Below are 24,543 nucleotides of genomic sequence, written 5' to 3' on the forward strand. Positions count from 1 at the left end.
CCATGCGCTTTCTGTTCTACACCCACTCGGTCGTTTCCGACTGGAACCACGGCAATGCCCATTTCCTGCGCGGTATCATGCGGGAACTGATCGCGCGCCGGCACCAGGCGGTGGCGCTGGAGCCGGCGGACGGTTGGAGCCGTTCGAACCTGCTGGCCGAGAAGGGACCCTTCGCCATCGAACGCTTCCGCAAGGATTTCCCAGAACTGATGCCGGTGACCTATGATGCCGGGTTCGACCACGAAGCCTGGATCGCTGAGGCCGACGTCGTGATCGTTCATGAGTGGACGGATCCGGAGCTTGTCGCACGCATCGGCCGTGCCCGGGCCGCTGGCGGCAACTTCATCCTTCTGTTTCATGACACCCACCACCGGGCCGTATCGGCGACCGAGGCAATCTCGGCGCTGCGGTTGGAGCACTATGACGGCGTTCTCGCCTTTGGCGAGGCCTTGCGCGAGAGCTATCTGCGCGCCGGCTGGGGCAAGCGCGTCTTCACCTGGCATGAAGCCGCGGACGATCGCCTGTTCAAGCCGCACCCGGAGATCCACGTCACGTCCGATCTGGTCTGGATTGGAAACTGGGGCGACGATGAACGAACCGTCGAACTCAGGGAGTTTCTGATCAAGCCGGTCCGCGATCTCGGCCTCGAGGCCACGGTGCACGGCGTCCGCTATCCCAAGCCGGCGCTCACGGACCTAGCCGCCGCCGGACTGCGCTATGACGGATGGATCGCCAATGCCGACGTGCCGAAGGCGTTCGCCGCGCATCGTGTCACCGTCCACATCCCACGGCGCCCCTATCGTGAGGGTTTGCCCGGAATTCCGACGATCCGCATGTTCGAGGCGCTCGCCTGCGGCATTCCGCTGATTTCAGCACCATGGTCCGATGTCGAGCAGCTGTTCAGGCCCGGCGTCGACTTTCTGTTTGCCCACAATGGCTCGCAAATGCGGCAACACCTGCGGGCGGTATTGGCCGATGCGGATTTCGCGGCTTCCCTGGTGACTTCGGGTCTCGAGACCATCCGCTCGCGGCACACCTGCTCGCACCGCGTCGACGAGTTGTTCGGCGTGCTCACGGAATGCACAGCCGAACACACCATCAACAAGACCACCGCAAAGGAAGCCGCCGCATGAAGATGGCATTCTACGGATCGAGCCTCTTGTCGTCCTACTGGAACGGTGCCGCGACTTACTATCGCGGGTTGCTGAAGGCGCTTTCCCAATTGGGCTACGAAATCACCTTCTATGAGCCCGACGTCTACGACCGGCAGAAGAACCGCGACATCGAGGCGCCTGACTGGTGCACCGTGGTCGTATATGAAGCGACCCAGCACGCACTGATGCAGGTCGCGGCACGCGCCGCCAGCGCCGACATCGTCGTCAAGGCGAGTGGCGTCGGTTTCGAGGACGAGGCGCTGCTGCGCGCCGTCCTCGACCACGCCCGCAGCGACGCGCTGGTGGTATTCTGGGACGTGGACGCTCCAGCAACCCTTGCCCAGCTGCGCGACGAACCGGACCATCCGCTCCATGGCGCCCTGCAAGAAATCGACCTTGTGCTGACCTATGGCGGCGGCGACCCCGTCGTCTGGGCCTACCGTGCCATGGGGGCGAACGAATGCGTGCCGATCTACAATGCGCTCGATCCCCAAACGCATCACCCGGTCGCCAGCAATGCGCGTTTCGCTTGCGATCTGGCGTTCCTGGGCAACCGGCTGCCGGATCGTGAGGCACGCGTCGAAGCGTTCTTCCTCGATCCCGCAAGCCAGCTTCCGAAACAGCGTTTTCTGCTCGGCGGATCTGGCTGGGGGGACAAGCCGCTTCCCGCCAACGTCGGCTGGCTTGGTCACGTTGGCACCCGCGATCATAATGCCTTCAACGTCACACCCAAGGCAGTGCTGAACATCAGCCGCGACAGCATGGCCGTAAACGGTTTTTCACCGGCCACGCGTGTATTCGAGGCGGCTGGCGCCGGTGCCTGCCTCATCACCGACGCATGGCTGGGCGTGGAACTGTTCCTGAAACCAGGCGAGGAGATCCTGGTGGCACGCGACGGCGGCGATGTCGCCGAGATCATGCGCTCGCTGACCTCCAGTCGTGCAAAAGCAATCGGCCAGGCCGCACTTTGCCGCGTGCTGGCCGACCATACCTACGCGCTGCGGGCGGACGTGGCCGATGCCGTCTTCAAACGTCATTTCGAGCAGGGGACCGTGGAGGCAGCGGAATGACCAAGCAATTGAACATCGTCTTTCTCGGCCTGTCGCTGTCCTCGTCCTGGGGAAACGGCCACGCCACGACGTTTCGAGGCCTGCTGAAAGGTCTGCACGAACTCGGCCACCGCGTGACCTTTCTGGAGCGCGACGTGCCGTGGTACGCCAACCACCGCGATCTGCGAGATCCGGATTTCTGCGCCTTGCGCTACTACGAAACCACTGCGGAGTTGCAACGCGACTACGCCCGGTGCCTGGAGCAGGCCGACATCGTCGTCATCGGCTCCTTCGTGCCGGAAGGGCGCGTGGTCATCGACATCGTCGCTTCATTTTGCAAGGGGCGCTTCTGCTTCTACGACATCGACACACCGGTGACCGTGGCGCAGCTTTCGGCCGATGATTGCGATTATCTGAGCTGGCGGCAGATTCCGTATTTCGATGTCTACTTCTCTTTCACCGGCGGGCCGATGCTTGGCCATCTGGTGGAGGAGTTCGGCGCGCGCCGAGCCGAACCGCTCTACTGCTCGGCCGACCCGGAACGGCATCACCGGACCGGCGATCCGATCCGCTGGGATCTCGGCTATCTCGGCACCTACAGCGCGGATCGGCAGGCAACGCTGAACGCGCTGCTGCTCGAACCCGCACGGCATATGCCGGACCGCCGTTTCGTCGTAGCGGGCTCGCAATACCCATCCGACATCACCTGGCCGGACAATGTCGAACGCATCGAACATTTGCCGCCCGCCGATCATGCCGCGTTCTACAGCCGTCAGCGCTACACGCTGAACGTCACACGCAGTTCCATGATCGCTGCCGGGTGGTCGCCCAGTGTGCGCCTGTTCGAAGCGGCTGCTTGCGGCACGCCCATCATCAGCGATCGCTGGCCAGGGCTCGACAGCTTCTTTCCCGCATCGGCGATCCACACCGCCGGAGAAACGGACGCTGTCGTCGAGATCCTCTTCGGCGAGTCCGAGCGCACACGCCGGGCCATGGCCCGCCGGGCCCGCGAACGCGTCCTCGCATTCCACACCGGTGCGGCCAGGGCCCGCGAATTCGTGGCAGCGTTGACACAGCCAAGGGCGGCGGCCCTCGATTTCGACATCGGAAGCGCAGCATGACCGGCATACAGGAGAAAACGACGATGCGACAAAAAAGAAACGCGCAAAGGGCAAAGGCAGTGCTTGTTGCCGGCGGTGCGGGATTCCTCGGTTCGCATCTTTGCGAAGCATTGCTCCGCGACGGCTGGCGCGTGATCTGCGCCGACAATTTCCTGACTGGGCGCATGGAGAACATCATCTCGATCATGGACCAGCCGGGTTTCCGATTGATCGAGCAGGACATCTGCCGGCCATTGGATCTCGGCGAGCCCGTGGAGCATATCTTCAATCTGGCATGCGCTGCCTCGCCGCCGCGTTACCAGGCCGACCCGATCCACACCACGCGAACCTGTGTGATCGGCACGCTCAACCTGCTTGAACTCGCTGCCCACAATAACGCGCGGCTGCTACAGGCCTCGACGAGCGAAGTGTATGGCGATCCGGAGCAACATCCTCAGAAGGAGGACTATGTTGGCCATGTGAACTGCACCGGCCCACGCGCCTGCTACGACGAGGGCAAGCGCACCGCCGAAACGCTTTGCTTCGACTATCTTAGAGCCGGCAAAGCCGACGTGCGCGTCGCGCGCATCTTCAACACCTACGGTCCGAGAATGGATCCGGCGGACGGCCGCATCGTCTCGAACCTGATCATGCAGGCGCTCGAGAAACGTCCTCTGACGATCTTCGGCGACGGCTTGCAGACGCGATCCTTCTGCTACGTCTCCGATCAGATTGATGGATTGAGGCGACTGATGGATATCGATCCCAATCCGGGCAAGCCGGTCAACCTGGGCAATCCCGGAGAATTCAGCATCGTGCGACTGGCGGCGTTGGTAAAGGCGATGACCGGCACCAAATCGGATCTGAGATTTCTGCCGCTGCCGCAAGACGATCCTCGGCGCAGGCAGCCCGATATTTCGCGTGCAAAAGCGCTGCTCGGCTGGACACCGAAGGTGCCCCTCAACGAAGGGCTCAAGCTGACGATCGATTATTTCGCGGCGCTCGAAGGCAGTCGCATCGGCGATCAGATGACAGGCTTTGCCAAAAGGGCGAGACCCGCATCCGGCGGGCTGCAGAACCTTCCGGCATGATGCGAGCCGGCGGTCGAATCTTTCCCGAGATCGTGCGGAACATCCGCCCAAGCTTGTGGTTTGGCGGGAGGACCCGATACGGAGGATCATCCTCATGCGACCCAAGCGACCCGCGAGAGAGATCGACCAGATGGCCGAACGTGAGACGGCTGCCTATCTGCGGCGCGCCTCGATCACCTATCTCGAGTGCTGCGTCAGCCTGATGATGACGCATCTCCAGCGGGAGGAAGTGGCCACTATTCTCGAGCAGGAAGCAGACATGTTGCGAAGGCTGGACTGATCGGAACGATCATGCCCGGCATTCGTCCAGGAACCGTATCAGTCGCATCCTATATCGGTCTGCCGTCGCGGCCAGCCTTGCTTTTTCCCGGCCACTTTCGGATTGCGCAGCCGTGCTCCAGAGCCCGAGCTGGAATGCCAAATAGCACGGTTCGAAAAAGCCGATGTGGCCGTTGTCGATGGCAAGCTTCATTCCTTGGACCAGGGTCCTCACATCGCTGTCGGATAGCCCGTACTCGACACGGGCGCCGGCAATGTCCCACTCAATTGGCTGGCAGCCGATCAAATCGTGTGCCCGGCAATGGTCGACAGCATCTGTCTTGAGCGCCGTGCCGTCGGCACGAACGAGAAACTCCCACGGTTGGAGCTTTCCGTCGATTTCAACCCGCTGAAGCACATGCGCGGGAGTTTTTTTCGCGAGCCAACCGCGCAACGTCGCCGCGCGTTTTTCGCCCACGGCTTCCGACGCATTGGAAACAGCCATCTCCGCGAGTGCAAGCAATGATGCACCCGGTTCGCAAGTTCGAAGATTGAGCGCACGCCAGGCCAGGTAATTTGTGAACTCCGCGATCAGTCTTTCCCTGGGCAGCGGCGCCTGATCCATCGTGGTGCCGTCAATCCACCGTTCAACCAGAAAGCCATGGCAAAACGCGACAACTTGCGACCCGAACCCGGCTTCATGCAACATCGCCGCGGCTCGTTTCTTGCGCAGTCCGGTTTCGCCGAGGCCGGCAAATTTGACGAGCCAGCGGTCACGCCCGGCGGACGCCAGGAATTTGCGCCGCTCGTTACCGCGTGGGCTCGGCGGCCAGCGCCCTTCATCGGCGTAGTGGGCGGCCCGCCACTCGCCGCCAGATAGCTCGGTCAGGCTTAATTCCGGCCTGCCGACCGCCTCGGCCACCCAGTCGCGCAACGTGGGAATTTTCGAGCTTTCGGAGAAGGTGCATTCAAACGCCGTCGCCACATGCTTCGGACAGCGCGACCATGTCTCCCGAGCCTCCCGCGACGCTTCGATGCCCGGGCCGCCTGAATGGCTGGGAAACAGGTGAATGCGGTCCGTATCGATACCCAGTTCACGCAGCCACACGATAACGGCATGCATCGAACTGCCGGACAGGCCAGGACCCTCGTCGACAACGGCGAAACGCGCCGATGGATTGTTCATCCAAGTGGCGATCGACCGCGGATCGGCGTTGATATGCCTGCGGAAGGGATGGCCGATCGGGCGAACGCTGAATGGTGCCGGCGCACCAATCGAGGCCGCCACCATAGCTGCCAGCCCGAGGCCAATGCTGCGGACGCCGATCACGCATGTGTTCGCATCGAGACCCGACTTCTGCGCCGCGTCCAAATAGCTTTCGGGATAAAGCGCATAATGCGCATAACCCTCGGCAGAGCCGGTCAGAACCTCGGCCTGGCAGTCGAGCCCGGCCAGCAGTTTGAAAAGTCCCGGGTCGATGCCACCGCCGGCGTCAAAACCGCTTCGCCACGACTTCGCCACCTCTGCCGCAAGTCCGACCAGCAACCTGGCGCCTTGCTGTTGTCGTGGCGAAAAGATGTCGATGCCGCTAGTTTCGAAATCGACATCGGCAAGCGCCTGAACCAGCTCCGACACGCTGATGAACAGTCCGACCAATGCAGCATGGCGTTGGATGCCATGAGACATCCGATCCAGGCTTTCGGCCATTTCGCTTGCTGCTTCGCGAAGCTGTTGTGCGTTCTGCGTCTGCTTGTGGTCGCCGTAGACGATCATCGATCGGTTTTCCAATGCTTGCCGTGCGGCAACGCATCGAATGCAGCTTCGATCCATGCTGTCTCGCGCAATTTTTCGATGGGCGGAGGAACATTCCGGCACGCTGATGGTTCGGCGCCAGGAACTTACCTTTGAACAACATAGGGTGGCGGTTCGTGGGATCGAAAAAGGTTCGTGTTGGTATCGTTGGTGTCGGCAACTGCGCATCCTCCCTCGTGCAGGGCCTCTCCTTTTACCGTCACGCGAAAAGCAACGAACCAATCCCTGGGCTGATGCATGCCGACCTCGGCGGCTACCATGTCGACGACATCGAGATTGTCTGCGCATTCGATGTCGCCAGGAGCAAAGTTGGCCTCGACGTCGCGGAAGCGATCTACGCCGCCCCCAACAACACGTTCCGCTTTGCCGACGCGTTGACAACCGGCGTTCGCGTCGAGCGCGGACCGACGCTGGACGGGATCGGCAAATATTTGCGTGACGAGATTGAAGAAGCTCCGGAGCCGGTTGCCAATGTCAGCGAGATCCTGCGCGACAGCAACGCTGACGTGCTGGTTTCCTACCTGCCGGTGGGTTCCGAGGAGGCGACCTGCTTCTATGCCGAATGCGCACTCGAGGCCGGCTGCGCCTTCGTCAATTGCATACCCGTTTTCATCGCCTCACGTCCGGAATGGCGCCGGCGCTTTGAGCAGCGAGGACTGCCGCTGGTCGGCGACGATATCAAGAGCCAGGTCGGCGCGACCATCGTGCACCGGTTGCTGGCCAATCTCTTTCGCGAACGCGGCGTGCGCATCGACCGCACCTATCAGCTGAATTTCGGCGGCAACACCGATTTTCTCAACATGCTGGAACGCGAGCGGCTGGAATCGAAGAAAATCTCGAAGACACAGTCCGTGGCCAGCCAGTTCGATGTTCCCCTGGAGCCGGGCAATATCCATGTCGGCCCGAGCGACCATGTGCCTTGGCTCACCGATCGCAAATGGGCCTATATAAGGGTGGAAGGCACGACTTTCGGCGGCGTGCCGCTCAATGCCGAACTCAAGCTGGAAGTCTGGGATTCTCCAAATTCAGCCGGCGTGGTGATCGATGCGTTACGCTGCGCCAAGCTGGCGCTCGATCGCGGCATAGCCGGTGCCCTGACCGGTCCCTGCAGTTATTTCATGAAGTCGCCTCCCGAACAGTTCACCGACGCCGAAGCGCGGCAGCGCACGCTTGCGTTCATCGCTGGCAAGGACGAGCCTTTGCTCGATGCCGCAGAATGACGACGACCTTCTTTCTGATCCGCCATGCGGCACACGACAATGTAGGCTCTTATCTTGCAGGCCGGATGGACGGCGTTTGCCTCGGCGATGCCGGCAAGGCACAGGCAGCGCAGCTTGGCGGCCGCATGGCCCGGGAGCCTATCGTCGCGATCCTGTGCAGCCCGCGTGAGCGTACGCGAGAGACGGCGCTGCCAATCGCGCTAGCCTGCGGTGTCGGGGACATCGCGATCTGCGCCGAACTCGACGAGATCGACTTCGGCGACTGGTCGGGAAAGACTTTCGATGAGCTGAATGGCGACGCCAGTTGGCGAGCGTGGAATGACCAGCGGCAGGAGGCAAGGACACCGAGTGGCGAGACCATGCAGGATGTCCAGCAACGCATTGTGTCGCTGATGGCCGCGGTCCGCGAGCGGCATCAGAACCAATGCGTCGCCCTGGTCAGCCATGCCGATGTGATCAAGGTCGCCGTCTGCACCGTCCTTGGCTTGCCGGCCGGTGACTGCTTTCGCTTCGACATCGATCCCGCCTCGATCACGACGATCGTGTCGGGGGACTGGGGGGCGAAGCTGATCCGATTGAACGAAGTTGCCTGACGAGGATTTGCCGGATGCAGATGGTCATTTTCGGTCTTACCGTCACGTCTTCATGGGGTAACGGCCATGCCACTTTATGGAGGGGACTGATCAGAGCCCTCGCCCGGCGCGGCTGGTCCATTACCTTCTTCGAACGCGACACACCCTACTATGCCGGAACGCGCGATCTCGATCATCTGGACGGCGGCAACGTCGTGCTCTACCCGGACTGGGAGGACATCCGCCGGGTCGCGGAGCAAACGATCAAACGATCGGATGTCGTGATCGTCACCTCTTATTGTCCCGACGCCGTGGACGCCTCGCGGCTGGCGCAGCAGGCAGGGCGCGGAGTGCGGGTCTTCTACGATCTGGACACTCCAGTCACGCTTGCCCGCATCGAACAAGGTGAGCGTCCACCCTATTTCGGCCCCGAGGGTCTTGCGGATTTCGATCTCGTCCTGAGTTACACAGGCGGCCCGGCGATCGACGCGCTGAAGACGGTGCTGGGTGCGCGCCACGTGGTGCCGCTCTATGGGCATGTCGATCCCGACCAACACCGGCCGGCAGCGCCGCGAGCCGATTTCAGGGCCGATTTGTCCTATCTCGGAACCTATGCGCCAGATCGCCAGGCGGCGGTCGAAAATCTGCTGGTTCGCCCAGCTGCGCGCTTGCCGGACCAGCGCTTCGTCATCGGCGGCGCACAATACCCGCAGGAGTTCCCGTGGAGCGACAACATCTTCTTCGTCAGGCACCTTCCGCCGGCCGATCACCCGGCGTTTTTCTCATCCTCTCGTCTGACGCTGAATGTCACCCGCGAGGCGATGGCGCAAAAGGGCTGGTGCCCTTCGGGCCGGTTGTTTGAAGCAGCGGCATGTGGAGTGCCGATCATAACCGACACCTGGCCGGGCCTAAGCAGCTTCTTCGAACCCGGCAGCGAGATCCTGCTGGCCCACGACACCGATGACGTCGTCGCGGCGCTCGCCTTACCCGCAGGAGAACTCGATGCCATCAAAACCCGAGCGCGCGAACGGGTTCTCGACGAACACACCTCTGCTCGGCGCGCGGCGGAGCTGGACCACATTCTAAACGACGCCTTTCAAAGATCTCCCGGCGAACCGATGATGGAAGCAGTCTGATGTTGGGCATTGTGCCCGCTGCCGGGCGCGGCAGCCGCATTCAGCCGCTCGGCTTCTCCAAAGAGCTGCTGCCGGTCGGCAGTCGGATCGATGGGCAGACCGAGCGTCCCTGCGCCGTGAGCGAGTATCTGGTGCGGCGGATGGTGCGCGCCGGCGTCGACAAGATCTGTTTCATCATTGGATCGGGCAAATCCGACATTCTCGAATATTACGCCGCCGGCTATGGTGACGCCGCGGCTCTCTTCGTGGTGCAGCCCAATCCGGTTGGGCTTTGCGATGCGATTTTTCGGGCAGCTCCTCTCGTCGCGCCCGATGAGGTCGTCCTGGTCGGCCTTCCCGACACGATCTGGTTTCCCGAGGACGGCTTCTGTCATTTGCCTGACGATCAGCTTTCATTTCTGCTCTTCCCGGTGGATCGTCCGGAATTCTTCGACGCCGTCATTGTCGATGACCACGAACGCGTGATCGAAATCCAGGTCAAGCAACAGGATGCCGGCACGAACTGGGTTTGGGGTGCGTTCAAGATGCCGGGCCAGATCCTGCATCAGCTTGCGGCACTCTGGCGCGAGCGGGAATGCCGTGACGAATATATCGGCACGTTGGTCAACGCCTACCTTGCGGCCGGAGGTCAAGCCTCCGGCGTCAAGGCTGGGTCCGCCTATGTCGATGTCGGCACGTTCAATGGCTATCGCACGGCTCTGCGGCTGCTCGAGGACGGCGCCGCACCCGTCCATCACCAAACGGCCACGATTATGCCAGGTGCCCGTTCGCATGTGCCTGTCGTTCCCGGCGAAGGAGCCTGATCATGCTGCATTCCCATGCCGAAATCCGCCGCCGTATCGATGCTCTCGGCCCATGGTTCCACAACATGGAACTGGCGGGTGTCGAAACCGCTCCCAACCATTTTCTCGGCAATTATCCGCTGATCAAATGGCGCAAATTCGCCGAGGCCATTCCCGCGGATCTGACAGGCAAGACGGTGTTGGATATCGGCTGCAATGCCGGTTTCTATTCCATCGAGATGAAACGGCGAGGTGCTGCCCGTGTCCTCGGCATCGATTTCGATGAGGCCTATCTGGCGCAGGCCCGCTTTGCCGCCGAGATCGCCAATTGCGAAATCGAATTCCAGAGACTTTCGGTCTACGACGTCGGCGCCCTGTGCGAAACATTCGATATCGTGCTGTTCATGGGGGTGCTTTATCACTTGCGCCACCCCTTGCTCGCGCTCGACCTTATCCGTGAGCATGTCGCCGGTGACCTGATGATCTTCCAGTCCATGCAGCGCGGCAGCACAGATCTGCCCGAGATGGAAGAGAACTATCATTTCTGGACGCATGACCTGTTCGACCGGCCGGAATTTCCCAAGCTCCATTTCATCGAGCACCGCTATGCCGATGACCCGACCAACTGGTGGATTCCCAACCGCGCCTGCACCGAAGCGATGCTGCGCAGCGCCGGATTTGAAATCGTCCTGCATCCGGAGCAGGAGGTCTATTTCTGCCGCGCCGCCGGCGACCCGGCCAGTGGCGGTCCCGTCTACCCCTCGAAAGGACAGCGCCATGATTGAAGCCGCGATGATCTGGAACGAGCCCAACAACAAATCGCATTGGGACCCGGAACTCGACCCTGATTGGAGCCGCTTTGCCAGGATGGCGATCCTGTCGGCGGACGCAATCGCATCTGAAAACCCGGCTTTGACCAAAGTGCTCGGCGGCATCTCGCCGATAGATCCGGGGTTCATCACCCGCATGAAGGAATTCGGCGTGCTGGATCATGTAGATGCCGTCGCCGTGCACGGCTTTCCCCTCGACTGGAACCTGTGGCAGATCCAGGAATGGCCGCAGAAGATCGGCGAGATCGCGACCGTCACCGACCTTCCCATCTGGGTCAGCGAAGTCGGCGTATCGACCTTCGGCGCCGAGGAAATCCAAGTCTGGGGGCTCAAGCGCACAGCTGAATTGCTGCTCGGCAATGCACCACGCATCCAGTGGTACAGCCTCTATGATCTTCCGCGTGAATGGGAAGCAACGACGCGGCACCGCGAAGCTGAGGGCTCGTCTTATTACCGGCATTTCCATATGGGGCTGCTGCGCCAGGACGGCACGCCAAAGCCCGCGCTGGAGGAATTCCTGCGCCATGCACCTGCAATGGGCCTGGTGCAGTGGTTTCATTTCGAAGACCCGCGGCTGGACGATGCCGTCGCCTGGATGAAGCGGCTGGGTGTCACCAATATGCGTACCGGGCTTTCCTGGGCGGACAGCTTTCGGCCGAATGCGCTGGACTGGTTCGACCGGCAGATGGAAGCACTCGCCGATTTCGATGTGACGGTCACCTTCTGCTTCACACCTCAGCACCGCGGAATGATGCCCCACCACACCAGCCCCCCCCTGGTGCCGGAGGAGTTCGCGGAATTCTGTTCAACCATGATCCGCCGCTATGCGCCTGGCATGACATCCGCCTCGCTCCCCACGCAGCGGGCCTCGGCCGCGTGAAATGTCATGGTGCCCATGCATCAGATGCCGGGCTCCGCGACGCCGTTGACAGGTGGAGATGCGGCGCAGGGCAACGAGAAGCGACCGGCCGCGACGCTCACCGTCCTCAATGTCGCCTACCCTCTCGCGCCCGTCGGCCCCGACGCTGTCGGCGGTGCCGAACAGGTTCTGTCGATGCTCGATCGGGCACTGGTTCAGGCCGGTCATCGGTCTATCGTCATTGGCTGCCGAGGCTCCCGAACGAGCGGCACGCTTGTGGAAATACCGGCCGAAAACGGCGTACTCGACGAGGCGGCGAAGAGCCGCGCGCAACAGGCCCATCGCGACGCGATCGCGGCTGCCCGCGCCCGATGGCCCATCGACGTGGTTCATCTGCACGGCATTGATTTCGACGCTTATCTGCCCGACGATGGTCCGACCTTGGTGACCCTCCACCTGCCATTGGATTGGTATCCGGCCGCGGCATTGCGCCCGACGCGCGGTGACCTCTGGCTCCATGCGGTCTCGCCCAGCCAGCAGAAAACCGCGCCATCAGGCGCCAGGCTGGCGGCGCCGATTCCAAACGGCGTTGACATCGAAGCACTGACCCTGCTGCAGCCGAAGCGCGACTTTGCCCTTGTTCTAAGCCGGGTTTGCCCGGAAAAGGGCGTCCACCTGGCGCTCGACGCAGCCAAACAGGCAGATGTGCCGCTGGTCATCGGCGGCAAGGTCTATCCCTATGAAACGCATACGCGGTACTTTCGCGATGAGGTCCAATCTCGCCTCGATGGCCGCCGCCGCTTCCTTGGCCCGCTCGGCTTCACCGCCAAGCGACGCATTCTCAACGCAGCGCGCTGTCTGGTCATTCCGAGCCTCGTAGCCGAGACCAGCTCGCTTGTGGCCATGGAGGCCCTCGCCTGCGGTACCCCGGTGGTCGCCTTTCCAAATGGTGCGCTTCCCGATGTCATAGAGCACGGCAGGACGGGCTTTCTCGTCGACACGGTCGATGAGATGGCCCAAGCCATTCTTGCGGCGTCCAGCTTGGATGCCGAGACATGCAGGGCCGAAGCGCGACGGCGGTTTTCGCTGGAACGGATGATCTCGTCTTACATGGACGCCTATCAGGCGCTGGCACAGCTTGGCAGTGGTCGCCGGCGCTTCGCCGCGGTGCCGTGAGTAAAGCTGTGCTGCGCAGCGAAATCATCGGTGACCTCGCACAATTCGACGCCTTGACGCCGCACTGGTGGAAACTGTGGCAGCAGAGTCCCTCGGCGACGCCGTTTCAATCTCCCGCCTGGCTGGTGCCGTGGTGGCACGCATTCGCACCCGGTGAACTGGCGACGGTCGCGGTATGGCGCGGCGGCGATCTGGTCGGGCTGGCGCCGCTCTATCTCGAGCATGGGACCGCCGGTTCGAAGCTGCTTCCGGTCGGCATTTCGCTCAGCGACTACCTGGACATTCTGGCTGTCCCTGGGATCGAAGCCGAGGTCGTCGCCATTGTCGCCGAGTCGATCCTCTCGATCGGGTGGGTGCAATGGATCTTGTCGGACTTGCCGCAGGACAGCGTCGCCCTTGCGATGACGCATCCCGAGATGGATTGGCCGACCGCCCACGCCGCCTGCCCCGTGCTCGCCCTCGCCGGCGACGAAACGCTTGCAGGCTGCGTCCCCGCAAGACGCAGACGCCAGTTGCGTCGGGCGCGTCAAGCCGCATCAAGATGCGGCCGGATCGCGATGTCGTCGGCGAGCGGCAGTCCGCAAACCTTCCTCGATCAGTTGATCCGCCTGCACAATATGCGCTGGGCCGAACAAGGAGGCGGTGTGTTGGCCAACGCCGCCGTCGAGCAATTCCATCGGCTCTCACTTCCCGTGCTCGATGCTCACGGTCTGGTGCGATGCTGGCTGTTCGCGATCGATGGCGGGACCGTCGGCGCCTATTACGGATTTCACCACCGCGGCCGTGCCTATGCTTACCTCGGTGGCTTCGACCCTGCTTATGCCGAGGAGAGCCCAGGCGCGATCCTGATTGGCCACGCAATCGCGGAAGCGATCCGCGAAGATGCCCGCGAGTTCGATTTCCTGCGCGGCCAGGAGGCCTATAAATATGGCTGGGGCGCCGTCGACAGGTGGACGATGCGCAGGGTCTGGACGCGGAGTTGATGCATGAGTGTAACCGCACCGAAAGCCGCCCGGCGCCTGACATCGGTCAGGCTGGCGGTTGAAGACTGCGTGGCCGATGGCATTTGCGCCGAAGGCGTTCTCGTCAGGCTGGCGCTCCACCTGCCGCCCACAATTGGAGCGGCGGAATTGGCGGAGGTCGTGCTGAAGGTCCAGCCGGCGGATGCCGGCGACGCAGCAAGGCTGCGAAAGGTCGCCGGACTGCTGCGCTGCAAGCCAGACGTCTTCGCCATGTTGCAGGCAACGGGTGGCGCCGTTCGGCATGAGCGCGATGAGGATGAGACGAATGTCGCTGTCGTCAGGCGGCTGGCCTCCAGCTTCGATGCCGCGGCAGCGATTTCGGGAGCCGCGAGTGTCCAACTGGCATCCCTCGGCGATGAGGCAAGGCTCACAGCCACGACCAACGAAATCGTTGCATGGCTGGAAGCGCGAGAATTCACCGGAAGGGAACGGAGCATCCTCGACATCGGTTGCGGCATCGGCCGTTTCGAGCGCGCGCTGTGCAAATCCTTCAAGCGGATGGTCGGCATCGACATATCGCCGCGGATGATCTCCATCGCCTCCGAGCAATGCGCCGCACTCGGCAATGTCGAGTTGCGACAAACCTCCGGTCTCGATCTGTCCGAATTCGCCGATGCCAGTTTCGATTGCGTGCTGGCGGTGGACAGCTTTCCCTATGTGGTTCTGGCCGGCATGGCTGATCGGCATTTCGACGAAATTGCGCGCGTTCTGAAACGGCCGGGCTGGCTCGCCTTGCTGAACTATTCCTATCGCGGATCACTTCTCTCAGACCGCGATGATATCGGCCGTCTGGCGCAAGCTCATCAATTGCGGGTCCTCATCGACGGCGAGAAGCCGTTTCGGTCGTGGGACGGCGACGCCTTTCTGCTCGCTGGGTGAAGCGGAACATTACAGCGCGATGCCAGTTCGGACGTCGAACAACGGGCACCGACGAGTGTCCCCGATTCGAAGGAGGATATCATGGCATCCGGCGGTAAAAAACATTTCGGCCGCAGCAGCCAAGCAAGAGTGCCGGCGCCGGCGCGGTGATCTCCCCGGAGAAGGACGAGATCGAAGAAAACGCGGTCTTGTCGAATCGCGACAAGAAGCAGCATGCCAGGAGCGCGGGCAGGACGGCAATCGGATCAAGTCCGATCAATATCCGGGTGACGCCGCTGACCGATTGCCGAAGGACTGAACGCCACCGCAGCGCGTCCATGGCCCGCGGCGACGAAGGAGCAGCAAGGAAATAAACCTGTGCAAGGGGCCGCTGGTGAGCTTCTTGGCGGTGGACACCGCCTTGTAATGCAAGGCGCTTACCACCACACTAGGATCAAGGGACCGCTATCAAGAGAATGTGATGTCTCGTTCGAGCGACGATACCGCGGATCCGCATGTCGAGATGGCTGTGGATCAGGAGATTGCTTCCCTGCTGGCCGCCATAGAGCAGGAAAAAATTCCAGACCGCCTGACCAAGCTGGCGATCGAATTGCAAAACGCGCTCGTCGAGAAACGTCGACGCGACGTGAAGAACTGACTATCTGCGGCCGTCGACCTCGACATCGAGCTGACCATCCGAAAGCTGGTTTCTTCTCTCCATCAATGTCTCCAGCGAACTCTCTCCAAGGAATTCAAGGATGTTGGCGCGCGCACGGTTCAGGCGGCTTTTGACCGTCCCGACCGCGCAACCGCATATGTCGGCGGTTTCCTCGTAGCTCACTCCCAAAACGCCGATCAGCATCAGGACTTCGCGTTGGTGTTCAGGCAGCCTTTGAATGGCGCCGTGAACTTCCCTGCTCTGAACGGTCCATTCCTGGGTGGCTTCCGAAATCGGTCTCGAAGACGCGCAATCGAGCAGTCCTGGCGCCTCCCGGGCAGCGATCTTGACCCGGGTGTAATAAGTGTTGCGCATGATGGTGAAGAGCCACGACTTCATGCGCGTACCGGGTTCGAACTTGTCGATGTTGGCGAGACCCTTGGTCAGTGTCTCCTGCACGAGATCGTCGGCGTCGTCGGGGACGCGGCAGAAGGTGCGCGCGAATGCCCGCAGGGCAGGTATCAGGTCAACGATGGAAACTTCATTGGTTTCCTGGTCGGCCAAAAGGCAGCCTCCGGATGACAATGGTCCAGCTCCCAGAAGAAAGAGTGTGTGAACGCAGCCCCAGCTAAATGCATGGAAGTTTGGTTCGTTCCTCGTGCTGGAGACAACTCTTCATAAATTCTGCGCAGGCGGAGATATCTGTCATCCGATCGGCGCGCACCATCGCCGCAGCAGTCACGGCTCCTCCGGCAGCGGTGTCTCCAGCGTCCATTTTTTACGGGAACAAAGCCGCTCACCGGCAGTTTGATGGCTTGACCACTTCAACCTTCCGGTATCGATCGAGGACCTGTCATGGCCAAATCCGCTCGCCCCTCCGCTCGCCAATCGGCAAGTGGACTGGATCAGAATAGCGCGCGCGGAAATGGCGGCGAGTTGCACCAGATCGCGGGGGATGAAACGCCTGCCCTTACGACGGCGCTCGGAACGCCTGTCTCCGACGACCAAAACACATTGCGGATCGGTGAGCGCGGACCATCGCTGATCGAGGACTTTCACTTTCGCGAGAAGATTTTCCACTTCGACCACGAACGCATCCCGGAAAGGGTCGTTCATGCCCGCGGCTACGGTGCGCATGGTTTTTTCGAGACCTACGAGTCACTTTCCAAATACACACGTGCCGACATTTTCCAGCGAGTTGGTGAAAAGACGCCGGCATTCGTTCGTTTCTCGACGGTTGCCGGCAACAAGGGCTCGTTCGATCTCGCCCGCGACGTGCGCGGCTTCGCGGTCAAGCTCTACACCAAGGAAGGCAATTGGGACCTGGTCGGCAACAACATCCCGGTCTTCTTCATCCAAGACGCCATCAAGTTTCCCGATCTGATCCACGCCGCCAAACAGGAGCCCGACCGCGCCTTTCCGCAGGCACAGACGGCGCACGACAATTTCTGGGACTTCATCAGCCTGATGCCGGAATCGATGCACATGGTGATGTGGATCATGTCGGATCGCGCGATCCCGCGTTCCTTCCGCTTCATGCAAGGCTTTGGTGTGCACACGTTCCGCCTCGTCAACGCGAAGGACGAATCCACCTTCGTCAAGTTCATCTGGAAACCCAAGCTCGGCATGCAATCGGTGGTCTGGAACGAGGCGGTCAAGATCAATGGCGCCGATCCCGACTTCCATCGCCGCGATCTGTGGGAGGCCATACAGGCCGGCAATTTCCCGGAATGGGAGTTGACGGTGCAACTGTTCGATCAGGCGTTTGCCGACAGTTTCGACTTCGATATCCTGGATGCAACGAAGATCATTCCCGAAGAGGTCCTCGAACCAATTCCGGTCGGTCGGCTGGTGCTCGACCGGATGCCGGATAATTTCTTCGCCGAGACCGAGCAGGTGGCGTTCATGACGCAGAATGTGCCGCCCGGAATCGATTTCTCCAACGATCCGCTTCTGCAAGGCCGCAACTTCTCTTATCTCGATACCCAATTGAAACGGCTGGGCAGCCCGAACTTTACCCATCTGCCGATCAATGCGCCGAAGTGCCCGTTCGCCCATTTTCAACAGGACGGGCACATGGCCATGCGCAACCCGGCCGGTCGCGCCAATTATGAGCCGAACTCATGGGGACTGGGACCGCGCGAGGATCCGCAGCGTGGCTTCCGTTCTTTCGCCGATGCCGAAGAAGGGCAGAAAGTACGTCTGCGCGCGGAGAGCTTCGCCGATCACTACAGCCAGGCCCGGCAATTCTTCAACAGCCAGACACCACCGGAGCAGCGTCACATCGCGATGGCGCTGACATTTGAACTGAGCAAGGTCCAGGCACCGGCGATCCGCGAGCGCATGGTTTCGCATTTGTTGAACATCGATGAAACGCTGGCGACCACGGTCGCCGACAAGCTCGGCGTCCGTGACCTGCCCGAACCTGCCGAAGCCGCCGTTACGCCGCGTGATGACTTGCCGCCGTCGCCGGCGCTCAGCATCATTCAAAATGGGCCTGATAGTTTTGAAGGCCGCAAAGTCGGTGTCATGCTTAGCGATGGAGCCGATGTCGCGCTGTTCGAGGAACTTCGTTCCGCCATCGAAGCGGAAGGCGCGGTGATGGAGGTGGTTGCGCCCAAGGTGGGCGGCGTCGAAACCGCCGACGGCACTCACATCGAGGCAAGGCACATGATCGACGGCGGTCCATCCGTATTGTTCGACGCGGTGGTGCTGCTCCTCTCCGAGGCGGGCGCCGAGTTGCTGGTCAAGGAGGCCGCTGCGAAGGATTTCGTGTCTGATGCGTTTGCGCACTGCAAGTTCATCGGCTTCACCACAGGGGCCGAGCCGCTCCTGATCAAAGCAGGCGTCGCTCCCGATGCCGATGAGGGGTTGACGCGGCTGGATTCGGCAGCTTCGGTAACTGCGTTTGTGCAGTCATGCCGCAAACTGCGGCTCTGGGCGCGGGAGGCGGCTGTCAAGCTTTGATGCGATGGCGCCAGCTGTTCCGTTGGCGTGTCCGCAGGCCTTGGTTGCCGCCACACCAGCCGCCACCGCGATCTACGAGCGGCCTTCCTTGCTGGACGCTTGTTGCCGCTGCTTTTCCAGGACCTCGTCGGTCCCGACCAGCTTCTTTGCTCCGCCTGAAATGGTCGTGGACACCACCGAGGGCGGATCGCTCGCCGGAAAGGAATCCTCCAACCCCGCCTGCAGTTGGTCCTCGAGCGTCTGTGGTTCTTCGGAACGGCCGGGCGTTCTGCGCGTGTCTATCTTCTCAAGTGCCTGTTTCTTTTTTGGCGAATCGTTGGCGTTCCGGACCAGGGCGTAAAGCTGCTCGATCGCGAATTCCTTGATCGATTCGAAATCGGCCCGATCGTCCTTTGCTGCCTCGATTTGATCAAGCATGGCTTTCTCGAAGCGGTCGAGGCTGTCGGCTCCGCAGGCATGGGAAAGGCGCAACAGGGCCTCGTTCAGCATCAACGGAGCGAAATGTGCTGAAGCTTCAAGCCTGAGTTGCCTTAAACGATCCGGAGTGGCGGCCTGCAACTTTGACATGGACAACCTTCTTTCTCCCACAAACGTCTTAACGACATTTGACCGCCGATGTTCCACCAGGCCTGAACATCCTTCACGCCCGGCGAGCTACAGGAACCAGCTTGCTACCAGCCCCGCCGACGCCGCAAGAATCGCCAGGATCGTCACCCCACCCAGGATGTTCGTACTTGTGCTGTTGACCTTGTCACCCATGATCTTGCGGTTGTTGGTCATGATGAGAATGAGAAGCAGCAGCGGCGGCGTTGAAAATCCTTGCACGATGCCGGACCAGACCAGCGCTTTCATCGGGTTGAAGCCGAAGAAATTGAGGCCCACCGCCACCAGCGTTATGACCCCGATCACGATGTAGAATTTGGGAGCCTGCCGGGGTTTGGCATGCAAGCTATTCTTCCATCCCATCGCCTGAGCGAAATCGAAAGCAGCGCCAGCGGTCATGATCGGCACGGCCAGAAAGCCGACGCCAATTACACCGGCCGCAAAGAGAATGCCGGCAGCGTCGCCGGCAAGCGGCCGCAGCGCTTCGGCCGCCTGTGCCGCTGTCTCGATCTGCGTCTGCCCGGCCTTGTAGAGCGTCGACCCTGTCGAAAGGATGATGAAATACATGATCAGATTGGAAAACGTCATGCCGATCAGGATATCGCGGCGGGATCGGCGCAGCTCGCCCTCGGTGGCTCCTTTGCGCTCTTCGAGGCTCGTTCGACCCTTGGCGATCTCCTCCTCCACCTCCTGATTGGACTGCCACGTGTAAAGGTATGCGGAGAGCGTGGTCCCGACGATGGCGACGAGGATGGACAGGTATTCGCGGCTGAACTCGATTTTTGGCAACAGCGTGCCACGCAGAACGGAGGCGGCATCCGGTTTGGCAAGCACCGCGGAGACCACATAGGCAAGCAGAGCCAGAGCCAGCCACCGGAACACATTTCGGATCAATTTATACGATCCGAACACCTGCAGGGCAAAAATGACGATCGCGACGACAATGACGACCAACGGAGCAGGCAGCGGAACAAACAGCACAATGGCCGCCGACATGGCGCCAAGGTCGGCGGCTGCCTCGATCGTGTTGCCAATCAGTACGCCCACCAGCACAGACCATAGCAGCCAACGCGGATAGAAGTCCGATATGACCTTGAAAAGCCCGCGACCCGAAACCTGGCCAAGTTTGGATGAAAGATAGACGACGAGATACATCATCGGCAGCGTGACAGGTGCCGTCCACAGCAGGTCGGGCCCGAACCGCGCTCCGGCGCTCGCGTAGGTACCGATAGCCGAGCAGTCGTCATCGGCCGCGCCGGTGATCAGACCAAGCCCGAGAGCCCGAACGACGCCGCCTTTTTTTGGCTCTCTTGCCCTTTGGCCCTCTTCAGGTGGCTTGTTCATTGAAGGCGCGTCTTTACCGGGGCCACGCAAGAAATCATGACGAACATTCCAATCGGATGCCGATGAAGCAGCCGTTTCAAGCTGCATTGAGATCGAGTTCGAACCTCTGGTCAGGCTTTTTGTTCCTGGACACAGTCCCGGTCCGCGACGGCGATTCATCCCATGCGGGTTCTTTCGGCGGAGCCGAACATCGAAGCGAATGCTCCGTTCCCCTGAAGAAGAGAATGCTTGTGTCGAAGCCTGTCATTCAGGCGACGTGGCACAAAATTATTCTTTGAAGGAATGTCCAGCGGCGCCAAAGTCGAGTGTGGGGCCCGGCTGTTCATCCGCTTCGTCAGCGGCTCGTACCGCCGCCGATCACCATCCGCACGCCGAGGCCGATGATGAGACAGCCGGCGAGCCGCTGCTGCCAAAGCCTTGCGCGAGGGTGCCGCATGACCCATGCGCCGGCCGCGCCCGATGCCAAGGCGTAGGCTCCCAGCACCAGCACACCGGTTATCTTCTGTGTTGCGCCAAGCAGCACCAGCTGCAACGTGACGGAGCCCCTAGGCGGATCGACAAATTGCGGCAGGAACGCAACCATGAACATCAAAGGCCAGGGATTGCTCAGATTGGCGATCATTCCTTCCCGGGCGGCGGCGAGCGGCCGCAGGGCCTTGAGGTCACCCGTGGGAATGGTTGCCGAGGATGAAAGCAGCAGCCGGATACCCAGCCAGACGATGTAGGCCGCCCCGGCCCATCGAAGCAGATTGAACGCCAGGGGCGAGGCGTGGACAAGCGAGGACAGGCCGAATGCAATCAGCGGAAGCTGCACAAGTCCGGCGCCCAGCGTCATGCCGAGCACCGTGAACAGCGCCACGTCGCGCCCCTGCCCGATGCCGCGTGCCATCACCAGCATGCTGTCGGGGCCTGGCGGCATCTGCATCAGAATGACGGTTCCGACAAAAGCTATCCACAATGAGGGATCGATGGGACATCTCCGCTCGCGTTGCCGATGACATCAAAGCGACCAGCCGTCATCCGGGTTCCGCGGCAAATGAAAATGTCCCATCGCGAAGAACCAGGCAGAACCGTCAGATGGAACGCGGTGCCAGTCCTGGAAGTTGAAAAGCCGGAGCCGTTCCTGAACCGGTTTTGGAGGCCTGACCCGTGCATGAACCGATAAACGCCTTCCCGCTCCCGCTGGACACTCCTCCGATGGAGGCCAGGCTTGCCGATGAAATCCCCAGGGACGGGAACCGCTGGCAGTACGAGCCCAAATGGGACGGATTTCGCTGCCTGGCTTTCAAGAGCGACAACGCCGTTGACCTGCGCGCCAAATCCGGCAAGCCGCTCGGCCGCTATTTTCCAGAAATCACGGAGATTTTGCGTGACCTCAAGCGCGGGCACTTCGTCATCGACGGCGAGATTGTCATTGAGGTTGACGGTGAGCTTTCCTTCGAAGCGCTGCAGATGCGCCTTCACCCAGCACAAAGCAGAATCCGCAAACTGAGTTCGCAGACGCCTGCCAGTCTGATCCTCTTCGACATGCTTGCCAGGCCGGGCGGCGAGGTCATCACGGGCAAGCCACTTGTCGAAAGGCGGCGAGCGATCGAGGACTTCGCGACCTCCTCGAACAGTCCAGATCTTCGCCTGTCGAAGTGCGCTTATGATGCAGCCACGGCGGCTCGATGGCTAAACGGCTCCGGCCATGCATCGACCGACGGCATCGTGGCCAAAGTGCTCGATGAGCATTATCTGTGCGGCGAACGTGCGATGGTGAAGGTAAAGCCGAGGCGCACCGCCGATTGCGTTGTCGGCGGTTTCCGCTATCTCGCGGACAGTCGTGAGGTCGGCTCGCTGCTCCTCGGCCTCTACAATGACGACGGCAAGCTCGATCACGTCGGCTTCACGTCGACCATCGCCAGGACCGACAGAGGAGCGCTCACGCGCCGGCTGGAAGGGCTGCGGTCAGAGCCCGGATTCACCGGCAAGGCGCCCGGCGGCCCGAGCCGCTGGAGCACGGAGCGCAGCGGACAATGGGAACCCCTGGAACCTGAACTGGTGGTGGAGGTCCGCTTCGACCACGTTACCGGCAATCGGTTTCGCCACGGCACCAAACTGCTGCGCTGGCGCCCCGACAAGGCGCCACGGCAATGCACGTTCGAGCAGATCGAATAGACCGCTCCGGGGAGATCGCTTCCAGAAACCTGTCACGATTTATTGTGACGAAGGAACCAACTCGGGATTCACCGGTTCGGACACCATCCGCCGGAGCTACCCTGACATGCCAAATGCAGCAGAAATTCTCATCGATACGCTCGTCGCCTGGGACGTGGAGGTGGTGTTCGGCTTGCCGGGAGACGGCATAAACGGCGTCATGGAAGCGTTGCGGACGCGGCGCGACAAGATTGCCTTCGTTCAGGTCCGGCATGAAGAATCGGCTGCCTTCATGGCATGTGCGTATGCCAAGTGGACAGGAAAGCTGGGCGTGTGCCTTGCGACGTCCGGTCCCGGCGGAACACATCTTCTGACCGGCCTCTATGACGCCAAGCTCGACCAGGCTCCGGTGCTGGCGATTACGGGCATGCAGTTCCATGATCTGATCGAGACGTTCACGCAACAGGATGTCGATCTGACGCGCGTGTTCAATGATGTCTCCGTTTATAACGCCCATGTTGCCGATGCCGCGCATATGGAAAACGTCGCCAGCCTTGCCTGCCGAACCGCGCTGGCGCGCAAGGGCGTCGCACATCTTTCGATTGCCAGCGACATCCAGGAGCAGGAGCGCGATCCGTCGAAGCGCTCCAAGCGCAATCGCCCGGCGCACACGCCGCAGGATATGTTCGCCGCTCACAGCGTACCGCTGGACGTTGAGCTCGACAAAGCCGCCGCCATTCTCAATGACGCTTCGCGGGTTGCGATCCTGGCCGGACGCGGCGCCATCGGCGCGGCCGCCGAACTCGAACACACGGCGCGCCTGTTGCAGGCGCCTGTCGCGAAGGCCTTGCTGGGCAAGGCGGTGCTGCCGGACGACCATCCTTACACCACCGGCGGGATCGGCATTCTTGGAACCCTGGCTTCGCAAGAGGCGATGGAGAGCTGTGACGCGGTGCTGATTGTCGGTTCGACCTTTCCCTATATCGAATACTACCCGCAGCCCGGGCAGGCCCGTGGCGTCCAGATCGACTGCGATGCGCAGCGGATCGGCTTGCGCTTTCCAGTCGAGGCCGGCCTTGTCGGCGACGCGGCCGAGACATTGCGCGCGCTGAACCAACGTCTGACGCAGAAGCCCTCCGATGAGTTCCTGCACCGTTCCCAGGAGACCATGAGAAAATGGCGCGAGATGATGCGGCAGTCGGAAGACATGCAGGCGCAACCCTTGAAGCCACAGGCGATTGCCCGGGCGTTCGGACAACGGTTGGCTGACGACACGGTGCTGGCCACGGATTCCGGTCAGAACACGGAACTGGCCGCCCGCCATGTCGATCTTCGCAGCGGCCAGGCATTTGGGGTGTCCGGATCGCTGGCGTCGATGGCTTGCGGTCTCGCCTACGCCATCGCTGCCGGCATAGCATTCCGCGGTCGCCCGATTGCCGCCATCGTCGGCGATGGCGGCTTTGCCATGCAGCTCGGCGAATTCTCGACGGCGGTGCGCTACAAGATCCCGCTGAAGGTTCTGGTGATCAAGAACAACATGCTCAATCAGATCGCCTGGGAGCAGATGATGTTTCTGGGGAATCCGCAATTCGGTTGCGAATTGCAGCCGATCGATTTTGCCATGGCGGCGGAAGCAATGGGCGCAAAGGGTTTTCGCATCGAGCGGGCCGATCAGATCGAGACGGTTCTCGACCAGGCTTTCGCCACGGAAGGCCCTATCGTGATCGAAGCGCTGGTCGATGCCTATGAGCCGCTGATGCCGCCCAAAATGCCGGCAGACTATGCCAAGAACTTCCGCCAGGCCCTGCCGCGAACACCGGGACACGAACGCATAGAAGAAAATATCGCCCGGGAGCCGGTGAAATCGATGATGGACGCCTAGAGGCAGCGCAAGGGGGTGGAAACAGCGCGC

General features: G+C 61.5%; 23 protein-coding genes. 18 read left to right on the plus strand and 5 right to left on the minus strand.

Translation table 11 applies throughout. The features are described from left to right. The first annotated feature begins 2 nt into the window (after positions 1-2). The 5 genes from NKI21_RS18845 (at position 3) to NKI21_RS18865 (ending at position 4,674) form a co-directional block, all read left to right on the plus strand. Entirely contained in the window at positions 3-1,133 is a 1,131-nt protein-coding gene (locus NKI21_RS18845) for a CgeB family protein (RefSeq protein ID WP_128303888.1), read from the plus strand. After that, positions 1,130-2,224 carry a CgeB family protein gene (locus NKI21_RS18850; protein ID WP_023809476.1) on the plus strand — a complete coding sequence of 365 codons (1,095 nt, stop codon included), beginning with the start codon at positions 1,130-1,132 and terminating at the stop codon, positions 2,222-2,224. Before NKI21_RS18845 ends, NKI21_RS18850 begins: the two co-directional genes overlap by 4 nt. Further along, on the plus strand, positions 2,221-3,324 hold the full coding sequence (locus tag NKI21_RS18855; protein WP_352441957.1) for a CgeB family protein: 1,104 nt from the start codon (positions 2,221-2,223) through the stop codon (positions 3,322-3,324). The genes NKI21_RS18850 and NKI21_RS18855 overlap by 4 nt, the downstream gene beginning before the upstream one ends. A gap of 23 nt (positions 3,325-3,347) precedes the next feature. Next, entirely contained in the window at positions 3,348-4,394 is a 1,047-nt protein-coding gene (locus tag NKI21_RS18860) for a UDP-glucuronic acid decarboxylase family protein (protein WP_352866736.1), read from the plus strand. A gap of 94 nt (positions 4,395-4,488) precedes the next feature. Continuing rightward, complete coding sequence (locus tag NKI21_RS18865; protein ID WP_352631300.1) at positions 4,489-4,674, plus strand: hypothetical protein; 186 nt, start codon at positions 4,489-4,491, stop codon at positions 4,672-4,674. Between the two features lie 9 nt (positions 4,675-4,683). Here NKI21_RS18865 and NKI21_RS18870 read toward each other — a convergent pair whose 3' ends face one another. Next, positions 4,684-6,426 (minus strand): hypothetical protein, encoded by a 1,743-nt coding sequence (locus NKI21_RS18870; protein ID WP_352866739.1) that lies wholly within the window; start codon positions 6,424-6,426, stop codon positions 4,684-4,686. Between the two features lie 155 nt (positions 6,427-6,581). Here NKI21_RS18870 and NKI21_RS18875 point away from each other — a divergent pair, with 155 nt between their 5' ends. The 10 genes from NKI21_RS18875 to NKI21_RS18920 all read left to right on the plus strand — a co-directional run bounded on the left by NKI21_RS18875 (position 6,582) and on the right by NKI21_RS18920 (position 15,578). Next, positions 6,582-7,685: an inositol-3-phosphate synthase gene (locus NKI21_RS18875; RefSeq protein ID WP_128303885.1), complete on the plus strand. Its 1,104-nt coding sequence runs from the start codon at positions 6,582-6,584 to the stop codon at positions 7,683-7,685. After that, positions 7,682-8,278, plus strand: a complete 597-nt coding sequence (locus tag NKI21_RS18880) for a histidine phosphatase family protein (RefSeq protein ID WP_023809481.1) — start codon at positions 7,682-7,684, stop codon at positions 8,276-8,278. Before NKI21_RS18875 ends, NKI21_RS18880 begins: the two co-directional genes overlap by 4 nt. 14 nt (positions 8,279-8,292) lie before the next feature. After that, a complete protein-coding gene (locus NKI21_RS18885; RefSeq protein ID WP_128303884.1) occupies positions 8,293-9,393 on the plus strand; it encodes a CgeB family protein in 1,101 nt (366 codons plus the stop codon). After that, complete coding sequence (locus tag NKI21_RS18890; protein ID WP_352581126.1) at positions 9,393-10,196, plus strand: sugar phosphate nucleotidyltransferase; 804 nt, start codon at positions 9,393-9,395, stop codon at positions 10,194-10,196. Before NKI21_RS18885 ends, NKI21_RS18890 begins: the two co-directional genes overlap by 1 nt. 2 nt (positions 10,197-10,198) lie before the next feature. Beyond that, on the plus strand, positions 10,199-10,960 hold the full coding sequence (locus NKI21_RS18895) for a TIGR04290 family methyltransferase (protein WP_352866742.1): 762 nt from the start codon (positions 10,199-10,201) through the stop codon (positions 10,958-10,960). Continuing rightward, the gene (locus NKI21_RS18900) at positions 10,953-11,885 is read left to right on the plus strand and encodes a glycoside hydrolase 5 family protein (protein ID WP_023809485.1); all 933 of its coding nucleotides are present in this window, start codon (positions 10,953-10,955) and stop codon (positions 11,883-11,885) included. Before NKI21_RS18895 ends, NKI21_RS18900 begins: the two co-directional genes overlap by 8 nt. A gap of 24 nt (positions 11,886-11,909) precedes the next feature. Further along, positions 11,910-13,040 (plus strand): glycosyltransferase, encoded by a 1,131-nt coding sequence (locus NKI21_RS18905; protein ID WP_352866744.1) that lies wholly within the window; start codon positions 11,910-11,912, stop codon positions 13,038-13,040. After that, complete coding sequence (locus NKI21_RS18910; RefSeq protein ID WP_352441954.1) at positions 13,037-14,023, plus strand: GNAT family N-acetyltransferase; 987 nt, start codon at positions 13,037-13,039, stop codon at positions 14,021-14,023. Before NKI21_RS18905 ends, NKI21_RS18910 begins: the two co-directional genes overlap by 4 nt. A gap of 3 nt (positions 14,024-14,026) precedes the next feature. After that, entirely contained in the window at positions 14,027-14,941 is a 915-nt protein-coding gene (locus NKI21_RS18915; protein WP_352441953.1) for a class I SAM-dependent methyltransferase, read from the plus strand. A 460-nt stretch (positions 14,942-15,401) separates the two neighbouring features. Beyond that, the gene (locus NKI21_RS18920) at positions 15,402-15,578 is read left to right on the plus strand and encodes a hypothetical protein (protein ID WP_127292183.1); all 177 of its coding nucleotides are present in this window, start codon (positions 15,402-15,404) and stop codon (positions 15,576-15,578) included. On the opposite strand, the gene NKI21_RS18925 is transcribed toward NKI21_RS18920, so the two are convergent. Beyond that, entirely contained in the window at positions 15,579-16,142 is a 564-nt protein-coding gene (locus tag NKI21_RS18925; protein ID WP_127292180.1) for a sigma-70 family RNA polymerase sigma factor, read from the minus strand. 291 nt (positions 16,143-16,433) lie between these two features. Here NKI21_RS18925 and katE point away from each other — a divergent pair, with 291 nt between their 5' ends. Further along, the gene (gene katE, locus NKI21_RS18930) at positions 16,434-18,545 is read left to right on the plus strand and encodes a catalase (RefSeq protein WP_352866747.1); all 2,112 of its coding nucleotides are present in this window, start codon (positions 16,434-16,436) and stop codon (positions 18,543-18,545) included. Positions 18,546-18,617: 72 nt separating this feature from the next. On the opposite strand, the gene NKI21_RS18935 is transcribed toward katE, so the two are convergent. The 3 genes from NKI21_RS18935 to NKI21_RS18945 form a co-directional block, all read right to left on the minus strand. Next, entirely contained in the window at positions 18,618-19,112 is a 495-nt protein-coding gene (locus NKI21_RS18935) for a hypothetical protein (RefSeq protein ID WP_352866749.1), read from the minus strand. An 87-nt stretch (positions 19,113-19,199) separates the two neighbouring features. After that, positions 19,200-20,579 carry an Nramp family divalent metal transporter gene (locus NKI21_RS18940; protein ID WP_348625573.1) on the minus strand — a complete coding sequence of 460 codons (1,380 nt, stop codon included), beginning with the start codon at positions 20,577-20,579 and terminating at the stop codon, positions 19,200-19,202. A 247-nt stretch (positions 20,580-20,826) separates the two neighbouring features. Continuing rightward, entirely contained in the window at positions 20,827-21,417 is a 591-nt protein-coding gene (locus NKI21_RS18945; RefSeq protein WP_352866751.1) for a LysE family translocator, read from the minus strand. A gap of 224 nt (positions 21,418-21,641) precedes the next feature. Here NKI21_RS18945 and NKI21_RS18950 point away from each other — a divergent pair, with 224 nt between their 5' ends. Together NKI21_RS18950 and NKI21_RS18955 are read left to right on the plus strand one after the other, a co-directional pair. Then, positions 21,642-22,652, plus strand: coding sequence for an ATP-dependent DNA ligase (locus NKI21_RS18950; protein ID WP_023809496.1), 1,011 nt, complete (start codon positions 21,642-21,644; stop codon positions 22,650-22,652). A gap of 106 nt (positions 22,653-22,758) precedes the next feature. Further along, a complete protein-coding gene (locus tag NKI21_RS18955) occupies positions 22,759-24,513 on the plus strand; it encodes a thiamine pyrophosphate-dependent enzyme (RefSeq protein WP_352866753.1) in 1,755 nt (584 codons plus the stop codon). Positions 24,514-24,543 lie beyond the last annotated feature (30 nt).

This window comes from Mesorhizobium sp. M0715 (assembly GCF_040320355.1).
GTDB lineage: Bacteria > Pseudomonadota > Alphaproteobacteria > Rhizobiales > Rhizobiaceae > Mesorhizobium.

Bases quoted from the DNA above. Each gene is read 5' to 3' on its own strand.
- NKI21_RS18845 (WP_128303888.1), top strand. From the start codon at position 3: ATGCGCTTTCTGTTCTACACCCACTCGGTCGTTTCCGACTGGAACCAC.
- NKI21_RS18850 (WP_023809476.1), top strand. From the start codon at position 1,130: ATGAAGATGGCATTCTACGGATCGAGCCTCTTGTCGTCCTACTGGAAC.
- NKI21_RS18855 (WP_352441957.1), top strand. From the start codon at position 2,221: ATGACCAAGCAATTGAACATCGTCTTTCTCGGCCTGTCGCTGTCCTCG.
- NKI21_RS18860 (WP_352866736.1), top strand. From the start codon at position 3,348: ATGCGACAAAAAAGAAACGCGCAAAGGGCAAAGGCAGTGCTTGTTGCC.
- NKI21_RS18865 (WP_352631300.1), top strand. From the start codon at position 4,489: ATGCGACCCAAGCGACCCGCGAGAGAGATCGACCAGATGGCCGAACGT.
- NKI21_RS18870 (WP_352866739.1), bottom strand. From the start codon at position 6,426: ATGATCGTCTACGGCGACCACAAGCAGACGCAGAACGCACAACAGCTT.
- NKI21_RS18880 (WP_023809481.1), top strand. From the start codon at position 7,682: ATGACGACGACCTTCTTTCTGATCCGCCATGCGGCACACGACAATGTA.
- NKI21_RS18885 (WP_128303884.1), top strand. From the start codon at position 8,293: ATGCAGATGGTCATTTTCGGTCTTACCGTCACGTCTTCATGGGGTAAC.
- NKI21_RS18890 (WP_352581126.1), top strand. From the start codon at position 9,393: ATGTTGGGCATTGTGCCCGCTGCCGGGCGCGGCAGCCGCATTCAGCCG.
- NKI21_RS18895 (WP_352866742.1), top strand. From the start codon at position 10,199: ATGCTGCATTCCCATGCCGAAATCCGCCGCCGTATCGATGCTCTCGGC.
- NKI21_RS18900 (WP_023809485.1), top strand. From the start codon at position 10,953: ATGATTGAAGCCGCGATGATCTGGAACGAGCCCAACAACAAATCGCAT.
- NKI21_RS18905 (WP_352866744.1), top strand. From the start codon at position 11,910: ATGCCGGGCTCCGCGACGCCGTTGACAGGTGGAGATGCGGCGCAGGGC.
- NKI21_RS18915 (WP_352441953.1), top strand. From the start codon at position 14,027: ATGAGTGTAACCGCACCGAAAGCCGCCCGGCGCCTGACATCGGTCAGG.
- NKI21_RS18920 (WP_127292183.1), top strand. From the start codon at position 15,402: ATGTCTCGTTCGAGCGACGATACCGCGGATCCGCATGTCGAGATGGCT.
- katE (WP_352866747.1), top strand. From the start codon at position 16,434: ATGGCCAAATCCGCTCGCCCCTCCGCTCGCCAATCGGCAAGTGGACTG.
- NKI21_RS18935 (WP_352866749.1), bottom strand. From the start codon at position 19,112: ATGTCAAAGTTGCAGGCCGCCACTCCGGATCGTTTAAGGCAACTCAGG.
- NKI21_RS18940 (WP_348625573.1), bottom strand. From the start codon at position 20,579: ATGCAGCTTGAAACGGCTGCTTCATCGGCATCCGATTGGAATGTTCGT.
- NKI21_RS18945 (WP_352866751.1), bottom strand. From the start codon at position 21,417: ATGCAGATGCCGCCAGGCCCCGACAGCATGCTGGTGATGGCACGCGGC.
- NKI21_RS18955 (WP_352866753.1), top strand. From the start codon at position 22,759: ATGCCAAATGCAGCAGAAATTCTCATCGATACGCTCGTCGCCTGGGAC.